Raw genomic sequence first — 10,478 nt, forward strand, 5'->3', positions numbered from 1 at the left:
TTATGAGCCTGTAAATTTAGTCATTGTTACTTCACCTTCCGCACTAATATCGGCTTTAACCAGTACTTTTTTTACCGTTAAACATAGTATCTTAATATCTAGCCAAAAGCTGCGGTTTTCCACATACCAAACATCCAGTTCAAATTTCTCTTCCCATGATAAGCTGTTGCGGCCGTTAATTTGTGCCCAGCCCGTAATACCGGGCTTAACATCATGGCGTTTAGCTTGGCGCTGATTATAAAGCGGTAAATATTCAACCAATAATGGCCGAGGCCCAACCAAGCTCATATCACCTTTAAGCACGCTCCATAACCCAGGTAATTCATCTAAGCTGGTACTACGAAGTTTCAAACCAAACGGCGTTAAACGTTCATTGTCAGGTAAAGGTTCCCCTTGTTCATCAATAGCATCACGCATTGAGCGAAACTTTAACATTTCAAATATTTTGCCATTTAAACCAGGGCGCTGTTGACGAAACAAACACGGGGAGCCGAGCTTTATATTGACCAAAATAAATAAAATCAACATGATGGGTGATAACACTAACAAAGCTGAAGCCGATACAAAAATATCAAATAATCGTTTTAACATTTATTGATTTACCTCAATAACAAATTCTTGATAGAAAGCTAAAAATGCCGCCACTAATAATACTTCATCAAAGGTTTGTTCAACACGTACGCGGGCATCTTGTCGCATTTGTTTAATTACTTCGGGATTATTAAGTACTTGACTCATTAAACGATAAATATCCGCTTGTTCGCGTACTTGATGCAAATAGCCCGAATAACCATCTTGTACCGCATCAGATAAACCATAAATATTTGAAGCAATAGCGGGTAACTGACAAGCAGCAGCCTCAATAATAACATTACCAAAGCCTTCACGATGTGAAGGTAAAGATAAAATATCAGCAAATGAATAATACTCGTGAACATTGGCTTTAAAGCCTAAATAGTGAATATGCTCATTGCCTGTTAACAAAGGAGCTAGGTTTTCTTCATCACTACCAATGATCACTAATTTAGCGGTTAACAAGTGATGCGATTCAGCAGTTAATTGATTAAAAGCTGCGATCAGTTCCGGCACACCTTTGTCGACTTTTAAACGGCCAACAAACATAAAAATGAAATCATTATCGCTAAAACCATGCTCCGCTCTTAACTTAGATCGTGTCTGGGCAGAAAAACTAAAACGTTGTAAGTTAACCCCTGAAACCGAGCCTTTTAATAACACTCGACTATTATTTTTAGTTAACAGCTTTTCAGCAATTAAAAAGCGCTGCTGTGATGGGCTATCCACTAAACAATAAGTCGCAAGCGAGGCTGTGATTTTATCTAAACTTTTTAAGAAAAAACGCGCTAAACCAGTTTTGGTTGCCCACACTTGGCCAGTAAAGGTATGAAAACGATATTTAATACCGGCAAAATAGGCGCTAATTTGGCTCAGCAAACCTGCTTTGGGTGTATAAGAATGCACGACATCAAAAGCTTGCTCTTTAAACAAACGGTGTAAACTAAACAGCGATTTAATATCTGCAAATATTTTAGGGTCACGATGAATTGTGACATTATGGACAGTGATATTATGGTTTAAACCACGAATTGTTTGTAACTCCCCTTGTTCATTATAATTTAAAGGACAAATTACATGCACTTGATGTTGCTCTGCTAAGCCATGTAAATAGGCTAATAAAAAGGAGCTAATGGTTTCAGGTGAAGCCACTACAAAAGCTATTTTACTCATTAAAAAACGACCTTAATTTATCGAGTTCTTGTTGTAATTGTTTGATCATTATTGGGTCTTGTTTGGTTTGTTTATTACGTAAGTTCTGTAACTTTTTCACGTTTTTAACGATATTTAATCCACTAACAACTGCTATTTTAATTATTGTTAAGCCGGTAAATTGAATTTTTTCACGCCAAGTTAAATATGAAAAATAGTGCTGGTAAATTAAATTAAATTGATTCTTATAAGCCAAAATTGCTTTTTGTGAAGAGACACTACTTTCTTCTCGATAAAAATACACTGGCGCTTGCAAATAACCGACCGCTAAATCCCCTTTGATACTGGCATCAAGCCATAATTGATAGTCTTCCATTAATTTGGCATCAGGGTTGTAACGATTACGTTGGTACCAAGATTTTCTCGCTAAAATAGTGGCATGAGCAATATTAACTCGGCCAAATATAGTATCGCTGATCGAGCAATTGCTATTTTTAGCAATACTTGGCACTCGGTAGCCAACCACTTGGTTATCATTTGTTATCGAGCAAATTCCCGTAGAGACAAGGTTAATGCTGTTATCAGCTTCTAACATCGCCACTTGCTGAGCCAATTTATCAAAATGAATTAAATCATCAGCATCCATACGAGCAATATATTCACCTCTCGATAAATCAATTAATTGATTAAGTCTTGCCGGTAAACCTAAATTTTTACCATCGCTTACTACCCGCACTCTTGGATCGGTAAAACTTAACGCAATAGTTAATGAGTTATCTTTCGAACCATCATCTAATAAGATCAATTCAAAATCATCAAAGCTTTGATTAAGTACCGATTGAATGCTTTCACGAAAAACTTCACCGGGGTTATAAAACGGAATTCCAATACTCACTTTCATATTATTGTCCAATTAACATCATGTCAGTGAGCCATGACCATAAAAGCGATAAGGCACTAAATTACTAAACGCTGACGTAGTTAAATAAAAATACATAAACATCACAACAATGGCCGCCATCATTAAAAAATAGCGTGTACCGGAGTCTTTAAAGCTAAAAATAGTCATCGGGATCAAAAACACATTCAGTTGAATAAAATAAATACTCATTCGTAAAAAGCCTGACGGGTCAATTTGTAAAATAATCGACAACGCACTAACCATCACACCAAGCAAATAAAGCGTTAATAAAATATCAAACGGTCGGCTAGCTAATACGCTTTTATGCCAAAATCGGCATAATACAAACCAAAATAATAATAGAATATTGACGGTTGAAACGACCGCGCCACCAACGGTATCTTTTTTATCTGCATAGGTGGCGTAACGTTCGTCAACACTCGCGGCAATGCTGACAAACTTTTCAAACGACAATAACAACACAACAAAAACAAATAAAATTAGCGCCACTTTACGCGGCTTAATATCATCCTTAAACAAGAAGTATAAAGGCAAACAAATAATCATCGACTTATGAAACAAAAAGCCAATAAAAATAGACGCTAAAAACGCAATCGGCTTTTTATCAATAATAAACAAGACAGAAATAGAAAAAATGGCAATGGCAATCGCTTGGCGCATGCCATTAAGCTGGAAAAAGTAAGGACCAATAAGTAATAAACAAATAAAGGATAAAGTTCTTAAATTAAAACGTTTTAAAGCATATAAATAACAGGGAGTGATTATTAAGCTGGATAATAAAAAAATAATAAAATAACTATCGGTGAGTAGGCGGCCAAGGTAAGTTAAAAACCAATAGCCAAATTCACCATGGCTTTGGGTAATAGCTAACACATCGGCAAAGCTATGTATTTTATTAAAATAAAAAACGTAACTGCCAGTATCAGTACCTACTTTAATATATTTAAAGCCGGTGATCACAATCAAAGGAATAGCCGCTAGGCCTTGGGTGAACAGCATAGCGTTATGAGTCATCTTATAACGATAACTTATAAAATAAATACTAACCGATAAGGCAATGGCAATTAAATAAGGCAGCATGTTTCATCTACTTGTGTCATGACCGATAAACCTTAAAGTATCGTTCAACCATGACAGTATCTGAAAATTCCTTTTCAAACTGTTCGGCCATTAATGTTTTATCAAAACAAACCTTATTGTTTTCATCTATCAAACTTTTTACTGCTTGCGTAAACCCAACTTCGGTATTGTTATATAACTTCACACCATGTTGAATATGCTTAGCAATTTCTTGATGCGCTGAAATCGTCGACAGCACCACAGGAGTATTACTAGACAACGCTTCTACCACAGCCATGGGCATACCTTCAAATAACGACGGATTAACCACTATGCTGTTATCGGGTAAGTCAGCTAAAAAATCATCAACAAAACCATGTAAAATAATATGCGCATGATTTAATGCTTTGATGCTTGAATACAGTTCACCATCACCAAAAATATGTAATTTAATAGCCCCATTTTTTGCTTCTGTTTGCGCAAGTAAGTAGTCAAAACTTTGTAATAAAAAACTAATGTTTTTACTGGTAATTAACCGGCCAGCAAACACTAAATTTAAACTTGATGACGGCTCAGGCGCTAAAGTGCGCTTTCCAATGCCATTGTAAATAATTGGGGTATGATGATTTAATTGTGCAGAACTAGACACGCTTACAACTTGCTTAATAGACAATAGCGACAAGCGATGTAACCAATAATACAAAGGCCCTTTTGGAAAGCGGTATTCATTTTTATAGTTGTCGTTAATATTACAATGTACGCTGCTCACCGTTTTAGCCGAAGTAAATAACGAGATAAACGCATTGGCAATATCTGGCAATAAACAATGGCTATGAACAACGTCTATTTTTTCTTTACGGATCAAACTCCATAAACGATAAAGGCTTTTTATATTAAAACCATCAAGCTCAATGAAGGTAACTTGGTCGCGAGTAAACTTAGTTTGATAATTATCTTGGGCAGGATAAAACGAAACCAAAAACAAAGCGCAATTAATATCGTCGTTAGCTTTGCGCTTTAATAATTGTTTAAGTACAGCGGCAACCACATTCGCTGGCCCCGTATTTTTAAAAATAGGCAGTAAAAAAAGTAACTTCATCTCTTAATCAAACCTCAGACAGCAAGTTATCAAGATGAGTACTGAGCTCTGGCGATACCCCGTTCGGTAATTTACGCGCAAAGGCACAACCTAACTGCTTAGCTTTATCAGCATTAACGATATCGAAAGTTTGCAAGGCAATACGTTCATTTTGGTAGCCCCAATCAATATAGTGTAAACCTTGTTTTAACGAACACTGGCCATGATCAATGTTCAAAGTCGATTGATAAGGAGAGTGATTCGCTAAGGTGTGAAATATTTTTTCATCAGGTGCATGCATCAAGGTAAATTGCTCAATTAAGTGCTGCTGTGAAAATACATCACAGAAATATTGTGCCATCTCACGGGTAATACACCACCACTGTGAACCTTTAGCATAACTTGGATAAGTAAAACGTTTTTTTGATAAAGGTAAATAAGCCAACAAGCGATTTAGCAATAACATCCGATAAATATGTACTCGGCTACCAGTACCGTATGCCAACCCCGGATTTGTTAACTTATGATCATAATAATGCCGAGTAAAAAATTCATGGCTAAATGGGCTCGGTTGTTCAGTACAAACCGTTTCCCATACACCAAAATAATTTAAATTTTGCGCTAACCGTGTTTTTAACTGCTCTTTGGTTAATAAAGGTAAATCGGCACCACTCACTAACACAAAACGATCATAATTATCACTTGCTAACGCTTTATTGATAAGTGCCATAGTAGCCAAAACAATATTAAAACTACCCCAAGCCGTGCGCACACGTTCATCATCGTTAAGAATAACGCTGTTAGTAGAAAACTCGCTGAGCTCACTAACCGCTTCAAGATTAACCGACTTATCAATATGAACAAAAAAGCCATCATCTTGCGAGCAATAGTATTGTGATACTTTGGCTAAGTAAGCAAAGTTGTTATGTGCTAAACATAAAAAGGCAATTTTTTTACGCACTTTGAGTCACCTTAGTGATTGGCTGACTAATCGCCTCAATTAATACCTGATAATGTTCAGCCAACGCCGGTAGTTGAATGCTGTCAGATGAAAAACTTGCCAACGCTTCAATGCCAGTTAGAACTTGCTCAAGCGAATAACTTTCAATCAAACACACATGTTTTAGCTGTGATAACCAATCTTGATAAGTTTGCAGCACTTTATGATTGCTATTTGTCAGAACCACACAAGGCGTTTTTGTGATCACCGAAAATATCATGCCATGCAAGCGATCGGTAACAATCACTTTAGCACCTCGAAATTGCGCCCAAATTTTCTCTAACTCCGCTTGGCGCTGCTGCCAAGATAATTGGCTTGCTTCAATATGGGTATCAGTAAAAGTTACATCATCACCATGTTGTTCGGCAATAGCGTTAATCAGCTGGTTTCTATCAATCGTAGATAAATTCGATTCACCATCATTACGAATACAACAAACAATACCTGCGCGCTCAACTACCGGCTGACTTTGATCTAAAGTTAAGACGATATCCGGACAATATAATGCCGGTTTTGTTAACACCTCATTCATGCGTTGTTGGGATATCGCTTCACGAGCAAACATAACAAAGTGTTGATGGTGATTATAATGCTGAAAAGAATTTGTTAATGCTTTCTGCCCCTGCTGGTCATCACTAAAATCAATAGTTTGAGGAAAAGAAATAAAACGATTATTGGGGAAAGCTTTTAACCAAGCTAAACGAAAATTTTCGATATCTTGGTATTGATTGGTTAAATTACCACCACCAACCGTAGTAATAATGTCACCTTGCTTGATCACTTTTTTTACCGCGCGAATGTTTGCCAATGTTTGACTGATCGGCACATCAATAATCTCATAATCCGGAAAATGCTTTTTTAAAAAACAATATTGCGCATAACTAATCGCAACATCACCTAAGTTGCCATAATCTGCAGCTAAACCAATGAAAATTTTATTTTTATTAGTTAACAAATCACCATTAATATTGGTTTTTGTAATATAACTTTTTAACACTTGTTTAATTTTTAATGGCACAAGTTGCTTAACTGACATTATTTTCCTTAGCTTTATTCAAGGGAGTTTTTTTCAATAAAATGAGATTTAATAAATCGCACACTTCAGCCTTACTTGGATACAAGCGTGGCGCAGACTCTTTTAATACTTTTTTATATAACACTAACGTTATCAATAAACGCAGCAAGGCCGAAATTAACAAAGCACTACTCACCACGACTAATAAATCTGCTTCAAAGGGATAAACAATAATAAACAACAGCGGGATAATAGAAATAACTTGCCTGAAAAACACTAAACCTGGCCGACCAGCAGCATTAAAACGTTGCGACAATAACCAACCTAAACTCGAGATCACCGCTTCGAATAATAAAATAATAAAAGGTAATCCCGCCGCTTGATAGTCATCACCAAATAACCAAGCAATCAACCAAGTGGCGATAAGTGATAACAATAAACACAAACTCATTAATGGCATAAATAAAACGGCAAAAATACGCTTAACCACCTGAGCTAATTCAGTTTCATTTTTACCCGCAAAGCGTGCATAAATAACCGTTGATAACGTTTCAGGAATAATCCCTATCAGGCGAGATAAACCATAAGCAACACTATACAAACCAAACTCTTTCATGGTGCCAAGACCCAGCAAAACAATTTTATCAATGCTATTAATAAAAATGCCTATCGTTGCTGTCCCGTAAATTTTACTGCTATAACCCCAAATGCGGCTGAATGATAAAGCGGGCTTTTCACAACTATTATTTAACGAAGTATTTACCTTGTGTTCGTTAAATTCACGATAAATAACATGCCTGCCTAAAACCAGCGCACTCACTAAAGTGGTTAGTATTAAAATAGAAACCGCGGCAAAAATGGTTAATTCACCAAAAACCAGATAAAAAGCAACCACGGTGAGAATATTTAACAGCGGTAAGGTTATTTTTAAAATATTGTAATAATGTAATTGTTGATCTATTTGTGCGCTGTTTTGAAAAAAACTATGAAAACTACTAATCAAACTTAATAGCACAATCAATAGCAAGTATGGTGTTAACACCTCAAGCAAAAAAAATTGTTGAGTAATTAATAACAAAACCATAGCGGTGAAGGCGAGTAAACAGCACGATTTTATTAGAACAGATAAGCCATTTAAACCCGATTTACGGCGATGATAAACATAGCCTTGAGCTAAGCCAAGTTGAGATAAACCCGCAATTAATATTGTGATAGTTAAAATAGAACCGTAGATGCCACGGGCTTCGGGGCCTAAAAAACGAGCAAGTAAAATACTTAATAAAAAACCAAAGCCGACACTCGAAAGCGAAACACCAACAGATTGTAGGATAGTTTTAAACATGATTTTTATTATTCTTTTTTTTATTATTGCCTAAGGCTTTATTCGAATATATTCGCTCAACATCCTGTAGGCTATTCCCGTATCACAATAAATAATTTTTATCTGCATTTGTACAAACGGGCGAAATAAAATATCATATTTAACAAAAAATAAGCAAGGATGTAACAAGAAAGAAATAAGGATGTTAAAAAATTGTAACTATAAGGTGACTTTAATGACCTTGATAGGCACAATAAATTTAAATATGTTAATTAACAACATATAAAAATTCATAATAATAATAACATCGGATTTCTTAATTATGGTTAGACCTATTGATCTAATTCCTAGCTCTCTAAAATTACTTATCGCCTTAAGTTTTGATATTGTTGCACTGACAATTACCTTTTTTGGTGCTTATTTAATTCGTGTTGGTATTGAAGATATTCAGCTTGCGGTACCTGAACTTTTGGTGTTTTTCACTACTGCTACCCTAACTTTAACGCTTTTTTATACTTTTGATATTTATCATTCAGTGATGCGTTATTTTAGCGCTAAAAGTGCTTTAAAAATTATTGCCATATTAACGTTTACGGCAACCAGCTGTTATTTAACTGCCGTTATTTTTGACGCTTTCATACCCGATTCCGTACCACTAATGTTTTTACTTTTTAGTAGCATAGTGATCACAGGCACACGCTCACTGTTTTGCTTAGTCACCGAAAGTAAGCTTTTACAACAACGTGAAGGGGTTATTATTTATGGAGCAAGTTCAACTGGCCGACAACTCGTCAGTACCTTATTAACCGGTAAAATTTATCAGCCACTTGCATTTATTGACGAAAAGCAAAAACTACAAGGCCGAAGTGTTTTAGGGTTAAAAATTCATTCGCCTAAAAACATTCAAAAACTGATCAATAAATATGGTCAGGTGAAAATTTTAATTGCCGTTACCGATGTTAATCCGTTGCGGATGAAAGAAATTGTTAATATGTTCGAACCTTACGCTTTAGAGCTATTGGCCGTCCCCAATATTGCCGATATTGTCTCTGGTAAACGCACTATTGATGAATTACGTGAAGTTTCTGTTGATGAATTATTAGGGCGAGAACCAGTTAGCCCTATGCCTGACTTAATGACGGCGAATATTCGCGATAAAATTGTTTTTGTTTCTGGTGCCGGAGGCTCGATTGGCAAAGAACTCTGTCGCCAAATCATTAAGCAAGCACCCAAAAAACTCGTTTTATTAGATGTTTGTGAAGCTTTTTTATATGAAATAAACCAAGAGCTTTCTGAGATTATTGCTGAACAACAATTGCCTATCGAGCTAGTGCCTTTAATTGGTAATGTACAAAATGGTTTGTTGATGTCGCGTACGCTAACGTGCCATAAAGTAGAAACTATCTATCATGCCGCCGCCTATAAACATGTACCTATGGTAGAAAATAATGTTATTGCCGGTATTACTAACAATGTCTTAGGTACGGCAGAATTAGCACAAGCAGCCATATTATGTGACGTTGAAACCTTTGTCTTAATTTCTACCGATAAAGCCGTTAGACCAACCAATGTTATGGGCGCAACTAAACGTTTAGCTGAACTTGTTTTACAAGGTTTAGCTCAGCAAAAACATGATACCCGTTTTGTTATGGTACGTTTTGGCAATGTTTTAGGTTCCTCTGGCTCTGTTGTACCATTATTTAAAAAACAAATTCGTAAAGGTGGCCCAATAACAGTAACCCACCCAGACATTATTCGCTATTTTATGACCATTCCAGAAGCTGCTCAGTTAGTTATTCAAGCAGGTGCCATGGGCCAAGGTGGAGATGTTTTTGTCTTAGATATGGGTAAGCCCGTAAAAATTATTGATTTGGCTTATAAAATGACTCACTTAATGGGCTTAACTATTAAAGATGAAAATAACCCTATGGGTGATATTGAAATCGCGTTTTCAGGCTTGCGTCCTGGGGAAAAGCTCTACGAAGAGCTGTTAATTGATGATCATGCACAAGCGACCTTCCATCAACGTATTCTTACCGCTAATGAACATTCTATTCCTTATATCGATGTAAGTCGCATTGTTGGTAATTTAGTTGACGCCATGACCGATGAAGATATTGATAAAATTAAACAATTGTTAATGGCGGCACCATTAGGTTATCACCCTAAAACAGCCGAAGAATCAACAGTTGATGCTACCATGACCGCCTTACAAGCGAGTTAAATAAAGCAGAATATAGTTAACCTGAATTCGGGATAACAACTTGCTTTCTAGCAGCTGTTTTTCCTTATTACTGCGTTAAATTTAATTGCAATACGCCCCCATGGATGGGGAAGGTAGAGCGACGTTTGAACCAA

Annotated in this window: 9 protein-coding genes; 1 reads left to right on the forward strand and 8 read right to left on the reverse strand. The window is 36.2% G+C overall.

The features are described 5' to 3' along the window. Genes ACSLUO_RS16375 through ACSLUO_RS16410 form a run of 8 tightly spaced genes read right to left on the reverse strand, consistent with a single transcriptional unit; the run spans position 1 to position 8,141 of the window. The gene (locus ACSLUO_RS16375; RefSeq protein ID WP_448250169.1) at positions 1-591 is read right to left on the reverse strand and encodes a sugar transferase; all 591 of its coding nucleotides are present in this window, start codon (positions 589-591) and stop codon (positions 1-3) included. Beyond that, positions 592-1,746, reverse strand: coding sequence for a glycosyltransferase family 4 protein (locus tag ACSLUO_RS16380; RefSeq protein ID WP_448250170.1), 1,155 nt, complete (start codon positions 1,744-1,746; stop codon positions 592-594). After that, positions 1,739-2,626 carry a glycosyltransferase family 2 protein gene (locus ACSLUO_RS16385; RefSeq protein WP_448250171.1) on the reverse strand — a complete coding sequence of 296 codons (888 nt, stop codon included), beginning with the start codon at positions 2,624-2,626 and terminating at the stop codon, positions 1,739-1,741. Before ACSLUO_RS16385 ends, ACSLUO_RS16380 begins: the two co-directional genes overlap by 8 nt. Before the next feature lie 18 nt (positions 2,627-2,644). Beyond that, positions 2,645-3,727, reverse strand: a complete 1,083-nt coding sequence (locus tag ACSLUO_RS16390) for an EpsG family protein (protein ID WP_448250172.1) — start codon at positions 3,725-3,727, stop codon at positions 2,645-2,647. Between the two features lie 16 nt (positions 3,728-3,743). After that, complete coding sequence (locus ACSLUO_RS16395; RefSeq protein WP_448250173.1) at positions 3,744-4,805, reverse strand: glycosyltransferase family 4 protein; 1,062 nt, start codon at positions 4,803-4,805, stop codon at positions 3,744-3,746. A gap of 7 nt (positions 4,806-4,812) precedes the next feature. Then, on the reverse strand, positions 4,813-5,745 hold the full coding sequence (locus ACSLUO_RS16400; RefSeq protein ID WP_448250175.1) for a beta-1,6-N-acetylglucosaminyltransferase: 933 nt from the start codon (positions 5,743-5,745) through the stop codon (positions 4,813-4,815). Next, on the reverse strand, positions 5,738-6,820 hold the full coding sequence (locus tag ACSLUO_RS16405) for a polysaccharide pyruvyl transferase family protein (protein ID WP_448250176.1): 1,083 nt from the start codon (positions 6,818-6,820) through the stop codon (positions 5,738-5,740). The genes ACSLUO_RS16400 and ACSLUO_RS16405 overlap by 8 nt, the downstream gene beginning before the upstream one ends. Continuing rightward, positions 6,810-8,141, reverse strand: a complete 1,332-nt coding sequence (locus ACSLUO_RS16410) for a lipopolysaccharide biosynthesis protein (protein WP_448250177.1) — start codon at positions 8,139-8,141, stop codon at positions 6,810-6,812. Before ACSLUO_RS16410 ends, ACSLUO_RS16405 begins: the two co-directional genes overlap by 11 nt. Positions 8,142-8,442: 301 nt before the next feature. On the opposite strand from ACSLUO_RS16410, the gene ACSLUO_RS16415 reads away from it, so the two are divergent. Then, on the forward strand, positions 8,443-10,344 hold the full coding sequence (locus ACSLUO_RS16415) for a polysaccharide biosynthesis protein (RefSeq protein WP_448250179.1): 1,902 nt from the start codon (positions 8,443-8,445) through the stop codon (positions 10,342-10,344). Positions 10,345-10,478 lie beyond the last annotated feature (134 nt).

Source organism: Thalassotalea agariperforans (genome assembly GCF_053470345.1).

What these genes read in the sequence shown, in the direction of transcription:
- ACSLUO_RS16380 (WP_448250170.1), bottom strand. Translation starts at nt 1,746, where the DNA reads ATGAGTAAAATAGCTTTTGTAGTGGCTTCACCTGAAACCATTAGCTCC.
- ACSLUO_RS16375 (WP_448250169.1), bottom strand. Translation starts at nt 591, where the DNA reads ATGTTAAAACGATTATTTGATATTTTTGTATCGGCTTCAGCTTTGTTA.
- ACSLUO_RS16390 (WP_448250172.1), bottom strand. Translation starts at nt 3,727, where the DNA reads ATGCTGCCTTATTTAATTGCCATTGCCTTATCGGTTAGTATTTATTTT.
- ACSLUO_RS16415 (WP_448250179.1), top strand. Translation starts at nt 8,443, where the DNA reads ATGGTTAGACCTATTGATCTAATTCCTAGCTCTCTAAAATTACTTATC.
- ACSLUO_RS16395 (WP_448250173.1), bottom strand. Translation starts at nt 4,805, where the DNA reads ATGAAGTTACTTTTTTTACTGCCTATTTTTAAAAATACGGGGCCAGCG.
- ACSLUO_RS16405 (WP_448250176.1), bottom strand. Translation starts at nt 6,820, where the DNA reads ATGTCAGTTAAGCAACTTGTGCCATTAAAAATTAAACAAGTGTTAAAA.
- ACSLUO_RS16385 (WP_448250171.1), bottom strand. Translation starts at nt 2,626, where the DNA reads ATGAAAGTGAGTATTGGAATTCCGTTTTATAACCCCGGTGAAGTTTTT.
- ACSLUO_RS16410 (WP_448250177.1), bottom strand. Translation starts at nt 8,141, where the DNA reads ATGTTTAAAACTATCCTACAATCTGTTGGTGTTTCGCTTTCGAGTGTC.